General features: G+C 35.8%; 13 protein-coding genes. 12 read left to right on the forward strand and 1 reads right to left on the reverse strand.

Annotated elements, in window-relative coordinates; all coding sequences use genetic code 11:
- The first annotated feature begins 238 nt into the window (after positions 1 to 238).
- The 4 genes from Q1K37_RS04610 (at position 239) to Q1K37_RS04625 (ending at position 5,000) form a co-directional block, all read left to right on the forward strand.
- Entirely contained in the window at positions 239 to 856 is a 618-nt protein-coding gene (locus Q1K37_RS04610) for a DUF2812 domain-containing protein (RefSeq protein ID WP_300409875.1), read from the forward strand.
- A 174-nt stretch (positions 857 to 1,030) separates the two neighbouring features.
- Positions 1,031 to 1,600: an O-acetyl-ADP-ribose deacetylase gene (locus Q1K37_RS04615; RefSeq protein ID WP_300409878.1), complete on the forward strand. Its 570-nt coding sequence runs from the start codon at positions 1,031 to 1,033 to the stop codon at positions 1,598 to 1,600.
- Between the two features lie 50 nt (positions 1,601 to 1,650).
- Positions 1,651 to 3,132: a hypothetical protein gene (locus Q1K37_RS04620; RefSeq protein WP_300409880.1), complete on the forward strand. Its 1,482-nt coding sequence runs from the start codon at positions 1,651 to 1,653 to the stop codon at positions 3,130 to 3,132.
- 359 nt (positions 3,133 to 3,491) lie between these two features.
- On the forward strand, positions 3,492 to 5,000 hold the full coding sequence (locus tag Q1K37_RS04625) for an LTA synthase family protein (protein WP_300409881.1): 1,509 nt from the start codon (positions 3,492 to 3,494) through the stop codon (positions 4,998 to 5,000).
- Between the two features lie 142 nt (positions 5,001 to 5,142).
- Here Q1K37_RS04625 and Q1K37_RS04630 read toward each other — a convergent pair whose 3' ends face one another.
- Complete coding sequence (locus tag Q1K37_RS04630) at positions 5,143 to 6,531, reverse strand: aspartate ammonia-lyase (protein ID WP_300409884.1); 1,389 nt, start codon at positions 6,529 to 6,531, stop codon at positions 5,143 to 5,145.
- Between the two features lie 149 nt (positions 6,532 to 6,680).
- Between Q1K37_RS04630 and Q1K37_RS04635 the strand changes: the two genes are divergently transcribed.
- The 8 genes from Q1K37_RS04635 (at position 6,681) to glgD (ending at position 18,331) form a co-directional block, all read left to right on the forward strand.
- Entirely contained in the window at positions 6,681 to 7,631 is a 951-nt protein-coding gene (locus tag Q1K37_RS04635; RefSeq protein WP_300409886.1) for a LysR family transcriptional regulator, read from the forward strand.
- Positions 7,621 to 8,325 (forward strand): formate dehydrogenase accessory sulfurtransferase FdhD, encoded by a 705-nt coding sequence (fdhD, locus tag Q1K37_RS04640; protein WP_300409889.1) that lies wholly within the window; start codon positions 7,621 to 7,623, stop codon positions 8,323 to 8,325. Before Q1K37_RS04635 ends, fdhD begins: the two co-directional genes overlap by 11 nt.
- A 45-nt stretch (positions 8,326 to 8,370) precedes the next feature.
- A complete protein-coding gene (locus Q1K37_RS04645) occupies positions 8,371 to 10,134 on the forward strand; it encodes an ABC transporter ATP-binding protein (RefSeq protein ID WP_300409892.1) in 1,764 nt (587 codons plus the stop codon).
- Entirely contained in the window at positions 10,124 to 11,917 is a 1,794-nt protein-coding gene (locus Q1K37_RS04650) for an ABC transporter ATP-binding protein (RefSeq protein ID WP_300409895.1), read from the forward strand. Before Q1K37_RS04645 ends, Q1K37_RS04650 begins: the two co-directional genes overlap by 11 nt.
- Before the next feature lie 187 nt (positions 11,918 to 12,104).
- Positions 12,105 to 13,772, forward strand: coding sequence for an MBL fold metallo-hydrolase (locus Q1K37_RS04655; protein WP_300409898.1), 1,668 nt, complete (start codon positions 12,105 to 12,107; stop codon positions 13,770 to 13,772).
- A gap of 391 nt (positions 13,773 to 14,163) precedes the next feature.
- Positions 14,164 to 16,053 carry a 1,4-alpha-glucan branching protein GlgB gene (gene glgB / locus Q1K37_RS04660; protein WP_300409901.1) on the forward strand — a complete coding sequence of 630 codons (1,890 nt, stop codon included), beginning with the start codon at positions 14,164 to 14,166 and terminating at the stop codon, positions 16,051 to 16,053.
- A gap of 9 nt (positions 16,054 to 16,062) precedes the next feature.
- On the forward strand, positions 16,063 to 17,202 hold the full coding sequence (locus Q1K37_RS04665) for a glucose-1-phosphate adenylyltransferase (protein ID WP_300409903.1): 1,140 nt from the start codon (positions 16,063 to 16,065) through the stop codon (positions 17,200 to 17,202).
- Positions 17,203 to 17,212: 10 nt separating this feature from the next.
- Positions 17,213 to 18,331: a glucose-1-phosphate adenylyltransferase subunit GlgD gene (glgD, locus tag Q1K37_RS04670; RefSeq protein ID WP_300409905.1), complete on the forward strand. Its 1,119-nt coding sequence runs from the start codon at positions 17,213 to 17,215 to the stop codon at positions 18,329 to 18,331.
- The last annotated feature ends 1 nt before the right edge of the window (position 18,332 follow it).

The raw sequence follows: 18,332 nt of genomic DNA on the forward strand, positions 1-18,332 counted from the left end.
GAGTCATTTGAGTTATGGCTGTGGGTAATTACATATTCAAATTAGGTCTATGAAAAAAATACTTTGAATAGGCCCTTTTTGTATTTTTAAACATCTGGAACATCCAGTAATGAGGTGGTAATTTCTAAGGACAAAATACTATTCTTTTCCTAGCCTATGGCAAAGGAGTCGATTTTTAAAGTATAATGATAGTATGGTTTTGCCATAGTAAAGTGAAGAATAAAAATTTGGAGGTTATATGAGAAAATTAAAGTTTTTTTTGGATCCAGTAAGTCAAGTAGCCCCCTGGTTAAATAGATGGGAAGAGCATGGATATATATTAGCCAATGTAGATAAATACACTTATATTTTCAAAGAGGATAACACAGAACTCTTATATGAGGTTCAATACGTTGGAGATTTTAAGATAAAGGAATTACAAGGGTATAAGGATTTCTTAAGAAAAAGTGGTAAGAGATATTTTCACCTGCCTTTGGACCAGGGAGGTCTTTTAACAGGAGATCTTGGTTTTTTTAGGCCCTTTAGTAAACAGGCTGAAAAGTTGGAAAGCACCTTCTCCATGAAAAATAGGGAATTGTTGTTAATAGAGTCTAGAAGGGACGATCCTTTAAATCCCGATAGCAATTTTGAACATCTTAGCGATGAATATGTGGGCATTTCCAAGAAGTACTTAGTCAGTTTAATTCTAGTGGTTTTAGGTGCCTTTTTGGTTCTTAGGTCCATATTAAAAGACGGCTTTAGATTTATTGCAGCAATCGCTTTAATACTTCTCTTTGTCTTTTTAATTGACTATCTTGTACTCTATATCTTTTCTAATAAAAACGCTGCAAAATATCGTTCCATGTCAAAGGAATAATTCAAATAATAATTAATGGGTAAATTAGAATAAAGGTACCGGCGAGCAAGTTTTTTCTAATCTCTTATTCCTATATTCAAATTTTAAGGATAAAAACAAGAGATGGTATGGATATAAATTTGAAAGCCGGTTTTTTAGTAAATTATATTGGTATTTAACCGAATGGAGGTTTCTATGTTTGAAGGTATATTGGATAACGAATTACAGGAATTGTTTAAGGAAAAGTATGAGAAGGGAGAGATCTTGTTAAACCTGGGAGACATTACCAAGTTGGATGTAACGGCCATAGTAAATGCGGCGAATGAGACTCTTCTAGGCGGTGGTGGTGTGGACGGTGCCATCCATAGGGCCGCGGGACCAAAGCTATTGGAGGAATGTAAGAAGTTAAATGGCTGTAAAACTGGAGAAGCTAAAATTACAAAGGGTTATAATCTGCCAGCTAAGTATGTGATACATACGGTTGGACCTATATATGATGAGGATAAGAATCCAGAGCTTATGTTGTCAAACTGTTATAAAAACTCTTTGGATTTGGCAGTGGAGAATAATATTGATTCTATTGCCTTTCCAAATATCTCAACTGGCGTCTATGGCTATCCTAAGGAGGAGGCTTGTAAGGTTGCAATACATTCTGTGGTGGAATGGTTTAGGGAAAATTTAAGTGACATTAAAGTTATCTTTGTATCCTTTGATGAAAATTCACTGGATATATATAAAGAAGCCTTTAAAAGTTTAGGGGTATAATTTCTAAATAGGTATTAGAGTTAAATTTTAAAATTAGCATGGGGTGAAAAATGAGGAGTAGTTTAAACCATAGAGATTTAAAAAAGTATGAAAATTTCAGTAAGAAGGAACTTGGCGTAAGACTTGCAAGGCTTATGAGGGTGGCTGAAGCAGAAGACATTCCAGTTCTAATAATTATAGATGGCTTTGAGTCTTCAGGAAAGGGATATGTAATAAATGATTTAGTGGAGGAGTTAAACCCTAAATACTATGATGTTGACGTGTTTGACAGACCTTCTGAAGAGGAAAACAGATACCCCTTTATGACTAGGTTTTGGAGAAAGATTCCAAGAAAGGGTCATACTAAGGTTTTTGATAGGTCCTTTTATTTTGAGGTAATGTCAAATCCAACTCTATCCGAGAAGAAGACTAAGAAGATGGTGGACGGGATAAGTTCTATTGAAAGGGTACTCTATGATGACTATACGGTTATTGTGAAGGTCTTTTTAGAAATTTCCCAGGAGGTTCAAAAGGAGACCATAGATAAGTACCTGCATTCCAAGTACAATTCCTTCTATGTGGACAAGATAGATCTGGATCAAAATAAAAATTACGATAAATATCGAAAGCATATTAAATATGTACTGGAGGAATCTAACTTTAGCTTTGCTCCTTGGAATATTATAGATTCTACCAATAGAAAGTCGGCATCTAAAGACGTTTTAGGACTGGTAATAGAGGAGCTAACCAAGGGAATTGAAAGGGTTGCAACAAAGAGGGAAGAGGGAATAAGGTTAAAGAGAAATTATATTCCACTAAATAGGCCAATAGACCACTTGGATATGAAAAAGAGCCTATCTCAAGAGGAGTATGACAAGGTCTATAAGGACTTACAAAGTCAAGCGGCGGACATATCCTATAGGATGTATAGTGCTGGAATTCCTTCTATTATAGTATTTGAAGGAGTGGATGCGGCTGGCAAGGACGGGGCTATAAAAAGGCTGGTTAAAAAGATGGATCCAAGGCTCTATACCGTACATGCCATCTCTGCACCGGATGAAACGGAAAATAGTTACAACTACCTATGGAGGTTCTTTACAAAGATTCCAGAAGATGGTTATATGGGAATCTTCTCCCGCTCCTGGTATGGCAGGGTGATGGTTGAGAGAGTGGAGGGCTTTGCCCAGGACAATGAATGGGAAAGGGCCTATGATGAGATTTTGGATATGGAGAAACAGTTCTATGACCATGGTGCATTTTTGTTGAAATTCTTTGTGGTAATCGATAAGGATACTCAACTAGAAAGATTTGAGTCCAGGGAGGAAGTTCCAGATAAACAATATAAAATCACAGAAGAGGATTGGCGAAATAGGGACAAATGGGATGAATATCTAGATGCTATGAACGAGATGTTGGATAGAACCGACGTGGAATATGCCCCTTGGGTTCTGGTTGAGGGAAATGATAAGAATTATGCAAGGGTAAAGGTCTTAGAGAAATTCATCGAGTATGGAACTAAGAGGCTTGAAGAGTTAGAAAAAGAGAAAAAATAAAATTTAATAACTGAAAAGATAATAGGTCTTGTTTTGAAAAATAGGTCCAGGTTGATTTTATAACAAATTAACCTGGACTTTACTATTCTATGTGGTATACTAATATTTACAATTATTTGGATTTAAAGAGAAAAATAGATGAAAACCTCTAAATCTTAAGATTTTTGTAAGAATTGAATGGTATTATTTGATGTATAATATAGACAAGGATGGGATTTAGAGATTAATTCGTAAAAAATCTTTAAATTTTTTAAAAAGTAAGTGATTTTTATGTTAGTTTTATGTTAAAATACTAATTCGTTAGGTATCAAATTTCATAAAACCATAGATATTAATACTATTAGAATGGATGGAAAAAGATGAAGGGAAAAGAAAAGAACTTAAAAAAGCAAAATTTTATATCGGTGATAGTTTTGATAATGCTATCGACTTTACTTATCCTAACCACCTTATATTTGACTTTGAATTTTAGGAACAAGGGGATTAAGGATCTTGTGTTCCAAATCAAAGGTGGAGTTGAGGGAACTTCTCCAGAGATGATGTGGGGAATTATTCTTGCCAATGTCCTTCCTTTTCTTGGAATAATGTTGGTGCTTTTAATTCCAATACTGATTATTTGGAAGAAGACTGGGTTTAGAACTAAAGAATCCAGAAGGATTAAAGCTATATATCCAATTGGGGTCTTTATTATATCCTGTGTAGCCTTTTATACATTTTTAGATGGTCCAGATTATTTAAAGGCGGTTTTTCAAGATTCAAATATGATTGGGGAAAACTATGTTAGACCTGAAAATGTAAAGCTTACATTTCCTGAAAAGAAGAGGAATCTTATCATAATATACGCTGAATCTATTGAAAATTCAATTATGAATAAGAATATCGGCGGTGGATGGGATTACTCTATAATGCCGGAGTTGGAAAAACTTGCCTTGGAAAATACGGTCTTTTCCAATACTGAAGATTTAGGTGGGTTTTATCAAACGGAAGGAACTTCCTGGAGTATTGCTGGAATAACGGCTTCTATGTCAGGGATTCCAATTAAAGGATTTTTAAACAATCAATACAAATCTACTAACTTCTTAAACGGGGCCTATTCCCTTGGGGATATCCTGAGAAAGGAAGGCTATAACAATGAAGTTATAATGGGTTCGAAATCGGAGTTTGGTGGAAAGAGACAATTCTTTAAAAATCATGGAAATTATGACATATTCGACTTATACCATGCCATAGCCAATGGATATATGACCTATGAGGACAAGGTATGGTGGGGATATGAAGATAGTAAGTTATTTGCCTGGTCAAAGGAAGAGGTTACAAAGTTGGCAAATAGAGAAGAGCCATTTCACTTTGTAATAGAAACGGTGAATACTCACTTTACAGACGGTTATTTGGAGCCAGGAGCAGAGGAGAAATTCTCAACACAGTATGAAAATGTTCATGCTCTTTCTTCAAAACAAATCTATGATTTTGTAGAATGGGCAAAGGGCCAGGACTTCTATGATAATACAACTATAGTAATCCTGGGAGACCATTTGGGAATGCAGGACAAGTTCTATACTGAAAATATGATGAAGGGATATGACAGGACTGTATTTAATACGATTATAAACCCTGCTATTCCAGCTAGTAACAATACAAATAGAATTTCTACGACCTTTGACATGTACCCAACGATTTTAGCTAGTATGGGAGTAAAAATCGAAGGTGATAGACTGGGTCTTGGAACTAATCTATATTCAAATAAAAAGACTTTAGCGGAAAAGTTTGGATATAGAAACTTCAATGAAGAACTTAAGAAGAACTCTGAATTTTACAATAAGGAAATCCTAGGCGAAGACGCCGAAGATGCAATTACCATAAAAAAATAGACCAATAGATGAAAAAAATTAAAGGAGCACTGAAATTTTCAGCGCTCCTTTATTCATGTTCAAAAAAGAAGGAGAGCCCTTATCATGGAGAGGAGGGATAAGGGCTCTTGCAGAATATTATATGATTAAATTTCGAAATATCTTATTTAGGTTCCAACATATGGAATGGATCCAATATGTCGTCTAATTTATCTTCATCTAATAATTTTTGATGTTCCAATAGACTTCTTACTGTAACTCCAGTCTTTAAGGCTTCTTTTGCTATAGTTGCAGATTTTTCATATCCAATATATGGATTTGCTGCAGTTATTAAGCCTATGGAGTTATTTACATGTCTTCTACAGTTTTCTTCATTTGCCTTTAAGTCTTTAATTGCGTTTATTCTAAAGGTGTTGATACCATTGGTTAAAGTTTCAATGGATTCTATAAGATTGTAGAAGATAACTGGTTCAAAGGCGTTAAGTTCCAATTGACCGCCTTCACAAGCCATAGCAATGGTCATATCATTTCCAATTACATTAAAGGAAATTTGATTTACAACTTCTGGAATAACCGGGTTAATCTTACCAGGCATAATGGAAGATCCATTTTGTTTAGCTGGTAAAAATATCTCGCTAAGACCAGTTCTTGGCCCAGAGTTCATAAGTCTTAAGTCATTTGCCATCTTTGATAGGTTGACTGCCAAAGCCTTAAGATTTCCAGATACTATGGTGTAACAGTCTAGGTTTTGCGTTCCATCCACCAAGTCTTCGCTAGCCCTTAGATTTAAGTCGCATACCCTGTCAAGCTCTATAACGATATTGTCGATATAGGCCTTAGATGCGTTTATTCCTGTACCTATGGCAGTTGCTCCCATATTTACAGATTCCATTTCTTCGATGGAATACTTTAGTCTTTTAATATCTCTTTTTATTCCACAGGCATAGGCTTGAAATTCCTTGCCAAGGGTTGTAGGAACTGCATCTTCCAATTGGGTTCTTCCCATTTTGATTACATCTTTAAATTCGATTGCCTTGACCATAAGGTCCTTGTATAGTTCATTTAATTCAACTTCTAAAAGTTTCAAAAGTTTAATAATGGTTATTTTACCTGCAGTTGGGAATACGTCATTGGTAGATTGGCTTAGGTTTACATGATCATTGGGATGAACGATTACATAATTTCCCTTGATATTGCCCAACTTTTCCAAAGCTATATTGGCAATGACTTCATTTGCGTTCATATTTGCAGAAGTTCCAGCACCGCCTTGAATAGGATCTACTATAAACTGGTCATGGAATTTTCCATCGATTATATCGTCACAGGCTTCAATTATGGCATTGCCCACTTCTTCCTTTAAAGCTCCAGTCTTTATATTTGTTATGGCACAGGCCTTTTTAACTTCTGCTAGGGACTGGATAATCAAAGGGTGCATCTTTCTTCCAGTGATGTTGAAATTGTTTTTTCCCCTAAGTGATTGTACCCCGTAATAGGCGTCCTTTGGTATCTCCAATTGTCCTACGGAGTCAAATTCTATTCTATAATCTTCCATTTCTTCCTCCTCGAAGGCTCTTTCTATATGCTTTAAAATTTTACATTTTACAAAGGTATTAAATTTCTTCCCCTTGATTATATTATATGATTAGATTACTATAGAATAAAATACAAATATCGGTATGAAAGTATAGGTGGAGGGTTATAATGTTCAATGCAAACAGATATGTATATGAAGTTTACAAAGAGAGGAGCTTTTCAAAGGCGGCAAAAAATCTCTATATTTCTCAGCCTTCACTAAGTGGAACTATAAAGAGGCTGGAAGAGGAGATAGGATATGAGATTTTTGATAGGTCTACAAAGCCCATTGGAATCACGGATATTGGACTAAAGTATATTAAAACCATAGAAAAAATCCTTACATTAGAACAGCATTTTACACAATATGTAAATGATGTGGAGGATTTAAAGGCGGGAAATATCTCTGTTGGAGGTACTCATCAATACACATCCTATATGTTACCTCCAATCCTTTCAAAGTTTATGGAGAAATATCCCAATATCAATATCGACATTATAGAAGCCAAATCCTCCTCTTTAAGAAATTATCTTATTGAAGGAAGAATCGATATTGCAATAGACAACTATCCATATGACGAGGAAGGCTATTATAGACAATTTCAAAGCAAGGACAGTATCTTATTGGCTGTACCTAGAAGTTTTTTATGTAATCAGGATTTAGAAAAATATCGTTTAAGCTATTATGATATCTACTCTGAAAGGTTTAAAGAAAGTGAAATTCCATATCTTCCTTTAAGTGTATTTAAAGAGGAAAAATTTATTCTGTTAAAAGAGGGAAATGACACCAGGACCAGAAGTGATAAAAAGTTTTTAAACGAGGGCTTTAAACCTAAAGTAATCTTGGAGCTGGAACAGCAGATAACCGCCTACAATTTAACTGCCTATGGAATTGGCATTTCCTTTATTTCAGATTATCTAATTAGCAATGTTGGAGAGAATAAAAATATCTACTATTATAAATTAGATGACTATGAAAATGATAGGGATATCTGTTTTTACTATCCAAAGAATAAATATATCACTAAGGCTCAAAGAGAGTTTTTAAAAATTGCGAAAGAGGTGCAAAATGGAAGATAGGACGTTAAAATATGAAGTTTTAACCTATAATGATGGAAATTGTAGTAGGGGAATAGAAAATGTAGTGGAGGAAGTTAATACGAAGGTAATAGTCAATGGAAAGAAGACTTTCAATCTTACAAGCTCCCCCTTTAACATAGAGGAGTTGGTAATTGGAAATATGTGGATGAGAAATCTTCTGGATAAAAAGGAAGATATTAAAACCATAAAGTATACCAAGGGTCTGATTGAGGTGGAATTAAACATTTTACTTAGAGAGGAAGAAAGAAAATATAGGGTTGTAAAGTCGGACTTGACTTTGGCAAAGAAACAAGTTCCAATCTTGATGAAAGAACTACAAGATAGGGCCAATCTCTTTTCAAGGACCGGAGGTGTTCATAATGCTGCCATTTCCGACGGGCAAAGGCTATTGGTCTTTATGGAGGACATAGGAAGGCATAACACTGTAGACAAATTGATGGGTTACTGTATTTTAAATGATATTAGCTTAGAGGATAAGATAATGGTCTTTTCTGGACGAATCCCCTTTGAAATCATCAACAAGCTTTCAAAGATGAACGTCCCAATCTTTATATCCAAGTCGGCTCCTACAAGTCTTGGAGTGGAGATGGCTAGAAAATATAACATCACCCTATGTGGCTTTACAAGGGGTGAAAGATACCATATCTATTCTGATGATGGTAGAATCCTGTAAAGTTTGGGTATAAGTTTAACTATATAATGATTGAGGGGTGAGGTATTGAAGAGACTTGTTAAATTTTTACGGCCAGTTGACTGGCTTTTTATTTCTATAAATATAATTCTAATTTTCGTAAGGGTCTATTTAGAGCTTCGAATCCCGGATTTTATGGAAGATATTACTGAAATACTCCAAAGTCGTGGAGGCTTTTCACAGATTGCACATATTGGCTTTTACATGTTGCTATGTGCTTTTTTAGTGTTGATATTTGCCTTTGTTTGTGGCTATCTAGTATCTCGAGTTGGGGCAGGTTTTTCCCAAAGAATTCGTAGGGCTGTATTTGAGAAGGTAAACAGTCTATCTGAAAGGGAAGTTAATTACTTTTCCACCGATAGTTTGATTACAAGGTCTACAAATGATGTAATTCAAGTGCAGAATCTGCTTATTATGGGGACTCAGCTAATGGTTAGAGCGCCTGTAATGGCTGTGATGGCACTTTGGAAGATTATGGGTAAAAACGGTGTTTGGACCGCTTTGACCTTTGGTGGTGTACTAACCATAGTTTTGGTAGTTGTGGTAATTTCAAGACTATCCATACCTAAGTTTAAAAAGGTTCAAAAGTTAATCGATAAAATCAATAGGGTTACAAGGGAAGGACTGGAAGGTATAAGAGAAGTAAGGGCCTTTAACGGTCAAAGTTTTCAAGAGAGTAAATTTGATAAGGCCAATAGGGACCTTATGAACAATCAGATGTTTACAGGAAGGGCTATGGAAATTTTAAATCCTGTGATGCGTTCCATGGTAAATATCATAAGTCTTGCCATATATTGGACGGGAGCTTCTATTATCCTTGGAGCTGCAAGGCCAGAAAGGCTTGAAATCTTTAGTGACATGGTAGTATTTAGCTCCTATGCTATGCAGGTGATAGTATCCTTTATGATGCTTTCTTTTATATTCATAATGATGCCTAGGGTAATGGTGTCAGTACAGAGGATTAGGGAACTTTTAGAAACTGAAAGTTCCATAGTGGAAGGAAATGTGACCGAAGCTAAAACTGAGATCGGTAAGGTTGAATTTGATAATGTGAGTTTTTCTTACTATGAGAGTAGAGAACCGGTGTTAAAAAATGTATCCTTTACTATAGATCCAGGGCAAACCCTGGGGATAATTGGTCCGACGGGTTCTGGTAAATCTACAATCGCAAGGCTTATACTACGCCTCTATGATCCAAATCAGGGCGTGATAAGAGTAAATGATATAGATATAAAGAAGTACAAGCTTGAAAGTCTATATGATTATATTTCCTTTATCTCCCAAAAGGCGCTTCTTCTTTCCGGAACGGTTAAGACCAACTTGGGTTTTGGTCAAGAAAATTCCAATACCAACGAAGAATTGTTGAAGGCCTTGGAGGTGTCCCAAGCTCTGGACTTTATAGATGAGGATAAAAATGGATTGATGGCTAGTGTATCTCAAGGTGGAACTAATTTCTCCGGTGGACAAAAGCAGAGGTTGTCCATAGCAAGGGGTTTAGTAAAAAATGGAAAAATTATGATTTTTGATGACTCCTTTTCTGCACTGGATCTACAGACTGACAAAGCTTTGAGAAATGCCCTTGATGACTATGCCAAGGACAACACTAAGATTGTAATCAGTCAACGGATAGGTTCCATTATGAATGCTGATAAAATCCTAGTCTTAGAAGAAGGGGAAGTTAGAGGTTGTGGAACCCATGAATCACTGATGAAATCCTGTCCACTCTATAAGGAAATTGCAAGTACTCAACTTTCAATAGAAGATGAAAGGGGGTTAGAGAATGCGAGGTAGAAGAGCTGGAGGAAAAAAACACAAAGACAAGCCTAAAAACTTTTTAAAGGCTTGGAAGATGCTCCTTAAAGAATTTAAAGACTATAAAGGAGCGACTATCATAGCTTTAATCCTTTCTTTTATAGCTAACTTGCTATTTTTAATGACTCCTAAAAGGTTAGGAGATATAGCAAATGAGATAAAAAATGCTATTACTGGAACCATAGACTATGGCTATATTCAGTCTGTGGCTTTGAATATGATAATTTTACTTCTAATTGGGGCGGTTCTACTATATGCTCAAGAGTATATTATAGTTACAGTAGTGCAAAAACTGTCCATGGACCTTAGAAATGATATCTCCCAGAAGATAAATAGGATTCCCTTAAGGTTTTTTGATAATAACAGTACTGGGGATATTTTAAGTAGGGTCACCAATGATGTGGATTTAATTTCCCAAACCCTATATATGGGAATGAGTTCTTTTATTGGCTCTATAACCTCCCTGGTGGGTTCTTTATATATGATGATTACGACAAATTTAATATTGACAGGGGCGGCTGTCGGTTCTACCTTAATAGGATTTGTCATAATGTTTATCATTATGGGACTTTCACAAAAGTACTTCTTTGAACAGCAATCTACATTGGGGGAGCTGAACGGTTACATTGAAGAGGCGTTTAAAGCCCATCCTCTAGTGAAGACTTACAATGCAAAAAATGAAGTTACAGATAAGTTTAACAATATAAATGAAAGGCTCTTTAATTCTGCATGGAAGGCGGAGTTTTTATCCAGATTTATGCATCCTGTAATGAACTTTATAGGAAACTTTGGATACGTTGCAATTGCAATAATTGGAGCCATGCTAGTAAGTAGAAATGTAATATCCTTTGGGATAATCGTCTCCTTTATGATGTATATTAGACAATTTACACATCCCCTTACAAACCTAGCCCAAATAGCTACCACAATGCAAGGTGCAGCTGCAGCTGGGGAAAGGGTCTATGAGTTTTTAAGAGAGGAAGAATTGGAAGACGAATCCGATAAAGAATCTATTCTAAACCCTAAAGAGGTACGGGGAGAAGTGGAATTTGAACATGTTTCCTTTGGATACAACCCAGGAAAATGTATTATAAATGATTTTTCCGTAGATGTAAAAGGTGGCCAAAAGGTTGCCATAGTAGGTCCTACGGGAGCAGGTAAGACCACTTTGGTCAATCTATTGATGAAATTTTACAATATCGATAAGGGAAGAATACGAATAGATGGTGTCGATATAGATGATTTGACTAGAAAAAATGTGGCAGAATTATTTTGTATGGTACTACAGGACACTTGGATTTTTGAAGGTACGGTCTATGAAAATATTGCTTACAATTCGGGGAAGAGCAAAGATGAAGTCATAGAAATAGCAAAATCCATTGGACTGCACCATTTTATCCAAGCTCTTTCAGACGGGTATGATACGGTTTTAAATACTAAGGTGTCCATATCCCAGGGACAAAGACAGCTTATTACCATAGCTAGAGCCATGGCAAAGGATGCACCTATGTTGATACTGGATGAAGCTACAAGTTCTGTAGATACTAGGACGGAACTTGTGATACAACGGGCAATGGACAAGCTTATGAAGGGTAAGACATCCTTTGTAATCGCCCATAGGATATCCACCATTGTCAATGCTGATAGGATTTTAGTTTTAGACGAAGGGGACATTATAGAAAGTGGAACCCATGATGAACTTATTTCAAAGAAGGGCTTCTACTACAATCTATACAATAGTCAATTTGAAGAGGCAGTTTAACTCGTCTCTAATATGAAGATATGATTTAAAAACTTAGCTCTATAGTAGGTATTTATTTGCATCTGACTTGGTAGCTAAGTTTTTTTATTTATTCAAATTGGGTTTACTATAATTTAAACTCTACCTATATTTGCATATCAGCTTCTATGTTTTGGGTATGTATTAGATATAATCTGGAGGGGATATTATGAAAATTAAATTTTTAGGAGCGGCAAGGGAAGTTACCGGCTCAAATTACTTAATTGAAACCAAGAATGAGAAGTTTCTAGTGGATTGTGGAATGTTTCAAGGAAAGAAGGAATTGGAGGAACTGAACAAGGAAGACTTTGCCTTCAATCCTACTGAAATCGACTTTATGATTTTAACCCATGCCCATATCGACCATAGTGGAAGGATTCCTCTACTTTATAAAAGAGGATTTAACAACCCTATTTTTGCTACAAAGCCTACGGTTGACCTATGTGACATAATGTTACAGGACAGTGCTAAGATTCAGGAGTCAGATGTAGAGTGGGCTAATAAAAAGAGGCAAAGGGCAGGTCGAAAATTACTTACTCCGCTATATAATGTAAATGATGCAAAAAATGTAATGAAGAATTTTCAAGGATGTTATTATAATGACATCATGAAGATAAACGACAATGTTTCTGTTAGATTTTCTGATGCAGGGCATATTCTTGGTTCATCGGTTTTGGAAATTTGGATAAAAGAGGATGAAAAGACAACAAAGCTTGCCTTTTCAGGAGATTTGGGAATGCCAAATAAACCTATTTTAAAAAATCCTGAGTTTATTGAAAAGGCGGACTATGTAATAGTGGAGTCCACTTATGGGGATAAGGTGCATCCAAAATATGAGTATTCCGTTCAAAGACTGGTAGAGATTATAGACAAGGTTTCTGCCAGGGGTGGTTCTGTGATCATACCTTCCTTTGCAGTGGGAAGAACCCAGGAATTGATTTACGATTTAAATAGCTATTATGATTATAATAAGGACATAGCCTATCACAATAGGGTTCCTATATATGTGGATTCACCCCTTGGTGTAAGGGCAACGGAAGCGTTTTTAAAAAATTCTTTCTTCTTTAACGACAAGACTAAGGACTTAATAAGAAGTGGAGATAATGTGTTTGAATTTGAAAATCTTCGTTATGTGTCTTCTGTTGAAGAGTCCATTGGTTTGAATAAGGTTAGGTTCCCAAGGGTTATAATATCCTCTTCGGGAATGGCTACGGCCGGTAGGATTAGACATCATTTAAAACACAATCTTTGGGATGAGAGAAATGCAGTGGTGTTTGTAGGTTATCAGGCAGAGGGCTCCCTTGGAAGACTTTTACTTGACGGATTAAAAGAAGTGAAGATCCTAGGAGAAGAAATCAAAGTCAACGCGGAGATTTACGACTTAGATGGATTTTCTGGCCATGCGGACAAGGATATGTTATTTGACTGGATGAAAAACTTTAAAAATAGTCCAAAGGTGTTTATAGTCCATGGTGAGGGAGAAGTTCAAAATATCTTCAAGAATGAATTGGAGGAGAAACTAGGACTACAATGTACGATTCCAAACCTTGGTGAGGAGTTTGAACTACAGCCGGGAGAAACGACTGTGGACATGGCATATGAAAATGTTGAAAAATCCTTTGAGATTGAATCGGAAGTGGACAATCTTATTAAAAATCTCAAAAACATTAAAAACAGGGATTTTAAAGAGGACTTAAAGGATATATCTAATGACCAATATTCTGAGATGAGAAGAAAAATCTACAATATAAGAAATGAGATTATGAGTATCTACAATGATATCTCGTCAGAAAATGAATCTAAGAAATTAAAACAAAATTCTACAGATGCCAAGTAGCTATACTTTATCCTTTGGAAGATAAGCTTTAATTACTGAAGAATAATATAGTAGAATAGCAAATTTTATCAAGAACCTACCAAATGTCCTAATGTGGTTAAGGTTCTTGATTTTTTAATAATATCCAAATGAACCTTAAAAAAGCGAATGGTGTTCTATTCTTTACATATATTTTAAGTGATTTTTTCCAGATTTAAGAAAAGGGTATTATAATTCTATTACATATCCAAATGGATTTCTTAAGTTTTATATTAATCTAACTATTAATTGAAGAACCTGGTCTTTTATTGTTTGATTATGAAAATTTTATTCTTGATAATTTCGAATTAACAGATATGGGTATAATAGATTAAAAGTATACTTTTCTTTAAAGTCAAGGGAGGGTTTAAAATTGGCTGATTCTATAGAATTTTTATATGAGAAAAACCTTGAAGAAGATGCTTATTTATTTAACGAGGGTAAGAATCTTAGGGCCTATGAGTTTTTAGGTTCCCATGAAATAAAAATAGATAATAAGAACTATGTGAGATTTGTGGTTTGGGCGCCTAGGGCTAGGTATGTAAATCTGGTTGGAGACTTTAACGACTGGAATGATTTGGATTTGCCACTAAAGCCCATTGGTGAAACAGGCCTTTGGAATATCACTTTAAGAAGAGTCGAAGTTTATGATGCCTATAAATATAGGATTGTAGGAGAAAATGGTGAAATAAAATACAAGGCAGACCCCTTTGCTTTTCATAGTGAGCTTAGACCAAAGACTGCCTCTAAGTATTATGACCTAAAAGGCTATGACTGGAGGGATGGTAGATGGATGGGGAAAAGGAAAAAGGAAAAAAATCAACCAAAGCCTATGTCCATCTATGAAGTAAACTTAAGTTCTTGGAAAAAGAAAGAAAATGGAGATTTTTATTCCTATAGGGAGATGGCCGACGAGTTGGTAAATTATGTAAAGTCCATGAAGTTTACCCATGTGGAACTTATGCCTATAATGGAACATCCCTATGATGGGTCTTGGGGCTATCAAATTTCCGGGTACTTTGCACCAACTTCCCGCTTTGGAACTCCTAAAGATTTTATGTACTTAGTTGATAGTTTTCACAAAAAGGATATTGGGGTTATTTTGGACTGGGTGCCAGGCCACTTTTGTCCTGATGACTTTGCACTAAGGACCTTTGATGGAAGTCCAACCTTTGAACACCCAGACTCTAACCTATCTGTAAATCCTCAATGGGGTACGATTAATTTTGACTTTAGTAAGAGTGAAGTTAGAAATTTTTTGATTTCCTCTGTGCTCTACTGGATGGATTACTATCATATTGACGGGATTAGAGTGGATGCGGTTTCGTATATACTACATTACAGTATAGAAGGGGAGCTTGGCAATCCAGAAAGTGAAAATGTAGATAGAAGTGGTCTATTATTCTTAAGGGAACTAAATGATATCGTTTCAAAAAACTATCCAGATGCAATGATGATTGCAGAGGACTCATCTGCTTGGCCAAGGGTTACAGGAAGTATAGAACATGGTGGTCTGGGATTTGATTATAAATGGAATATGGGTTGGATGAATGATATTTTAAGATATTCTACCTTGGATCCCATCTATAGAAAGGATAATCACAACTTAGTAACCTTTAGTCTTATGTATGCCTTTAATGAAAATTTCATATTGCCCTTTAGCCACGATGAAGTGGTCCATATGAAGGGGTCAATGATAAATAAAATGCCAGGTGGCTATAAGGAAAAATTTTTAGGACTTAAACTACTTATAATGTTTATGTATGGTCATCCAGGTAAAAAGCTTAATTTTATGGGCAATGAGATCGCTCAGTTCGACGAATGGAATGAATGGGAGTCTGTAACCTGGTCTGTATTGGATTTTGAAAAACACCAAAAGTATAAGAGGTTTTTCAAGGATTTAAACGATCTCTACAGAAAGGAAGAGGCTTTGTGGAAGATTGATGATTCCTATGATGGATTCGAATGGATTGAAGTGGACAATAGGGATGAATCGGTTTTTATATTTGAAAGATATTCTAAAGAGGAATCTATCATATGTGTTTATAACTTCACTTCTGTTCCTAGAAATGATTATCCAATTGGCGTAAGGGAAGAGGGGAACTATAAGGTTATTTTAAATAGTTATATGAAGAAATATGGTGGAAACCTTTCAAGAAATAAACCGAATAAGACAAAAAAGGAAAGTTTTCATGGCAGAGACTACTCCTTAAGAGTGGATATACCACCTTTGTCTGGAATGTTTATAAAGAAGAAAAAATAGGAGGAGATTATGAGGGCGAGAAAAAGAGTTGTAGCCATGTTATTGGCTGGTGGACAGGGCTCTAGGTTAAAGGATTTGACGAAGAATATTGCAAAACCTGCAGTACCCTTTGGAGGAAAGTACAGGATTATCGACTTTGCACTAAGCAATGCGACTAATTCCGACATTAGAGATATTGGTGTTTTAACCCAGTATAAGCCATTTTCTTTAAATGCTCACTTAGGTAATGGAGCGCCTTGGGACTTTGATAGAAATAATGGTGGACTTAGAATACTTTCTCCCTACTATACAGAGGAGGGAGGTAAGTGGTATGAGGGAACTGCCAATGCGATTTTTGAAAACATGAAGTATTTAGAAAATCTATCTCCTGAATATGTGCTTATTCTTTCTGCGGATCATATCTACAAGATGGACTATAATGAATTACTTAAGTACCACAACGAGAAGGGTTCTGTGTGTACCATTGCGGTAATGGAAGTTCCCTGGGAGGAAGCATCAAGATTTGGTATTCTAAATACAGATGAGGATAATAAGATTGTAGAATTTGAAGAAAAACCAGAAAATCCTAAAAATAATTTGGCATCTATGGGAATTTATATGTTCGATTGGCCTGTGCTCCGGGACTATCTACTAAAAGACAATAGGGATAAAAGTTCAAGTCACGACTTTGGAAAAAACATCATACCCCATATCATTGACGATAATAATCCTGTGTATGCGTGGAAATTTGATGGATATTGGAAGGATGTGGGAACGGTACGAAGTTACTGGGAGGCAAACTTGGATTTGCTGAAGGAAGACGACATGTTAAACCTTTACGACAAGGACGTTAGGGTGTTCACAAAGTCTAGAGAATTACCTCCACATTATGTATCCCATAAGGGGATTGTTAGAAGGTCCTTGGTTAACGAGGCCTGTGTAATCGAAGGGGAAATTTGTAATTCCGTACTATTTTCCAAGGTCACTGTAGAAGAGGGTGCGAAGGTGGAAAATTCAGTTATCCTTTCCAATGTAAAGATAAAGAAGAATTCAAAGATTTACAATGCTGTTATAAATGAAGATATAGTAATTGAAGAAGGAACTAAAATTGGAGAACCAAAGGATGAAAACATCTACTTGGTGTCCTCTGATGGGGTTTCGGTGGAATAGGAGGCAAGTTATGCAAGATTGTATAGGTGTAATAATCGGAGGAAAGGTAACGGATAAATTTGGTACTCTTTGTAAGACTAGACCTGCATATATGTTGCCCTTTGGAGGAAGATATCGACTTATAGACTTCACTCTTTCAAATTTAGCAAATAATGATTTATCCAATGTGGTTTTATACGGTGGAAGCAATTTGCGTTCAACACTAGACCATATTGGAAATGGTAAGTCCTGGGAACTAAATAGGAGAAGAAATGGTCTAGTTATCTTTCCAGAAGTCAAAAGTACAGTTACTGGGAGAAGCAATGAAATAAGTATGTTTTTTGAGACTTTGAAGTTCTTTGAAGACTCTAGGGAAGAATATGTGTACTTTGTGGATCCTATGGTGATAGATAAAGAGGACTTGACCACTTCCTATGAAAAAATGGTTCAAGAAGACTTGGATGTAATGCTTTTTTATGTGGAACAAGAGGATAGTTTAGGAAAGTTTATTGGTGAAAAGAAATTGATTTTTGACGAATCGGGAAATGTAATCAAGATTGGAACCAATTTAGGAACTGAAGAGAGCTTTCCAATGCTTATTAGGGCAGGCTTTATGAAGAAGGACGTCTTTATCAAAATGGTAAAAAAAGCTGTGGAAAATGCCGATGCCAAAACGGTTTTACAGGCCATTTCCAACAATCTAAAGAGTTTAAAAGTCGGTATTTATAAAGAGGAGACAAGTGCCGAACTGATAAGGGATTTAAAGAGTTTTTATGATGCCAATATGAAACTTTTGGACCAAAAGATCTACAATGAACTATTCTATGACAATGGAGTGGTGCTTACAAAATCTAAGGACGAGCCTTCTACCTTCTACGGAGAAAATGCGAAGATAACAAATTCTCTCATTGCTAACGGTTGTAAAATAGAGGGATATGTGGAAAATTCGATAATCTTTAGAGGTGTTGAAATTGAGCCGGGGGCTGTGATAAAGAATTCGATCTTATTTCAAATGACCAAGGTAAAAAGGGATGCAATCGTCGTAAACACTATAACGGATAAAGGAGCTTGTATAAAGGAAGAGGTTTCTATAGCTGGAACAAGGACGGCGCCTTACTTGGTAGAAAAGTATTTTGTGGTGGAGAATTAGC

It is taken from the genome of Lagierella sp. (assembly GCF_029983815.1).
In the GTDB taxonomy this organism is placed as follows: Bacteria; Bacillota; Clostridia; order Tissierellales; family Peptoniphilaceae; genus Mediannikoviicoccus.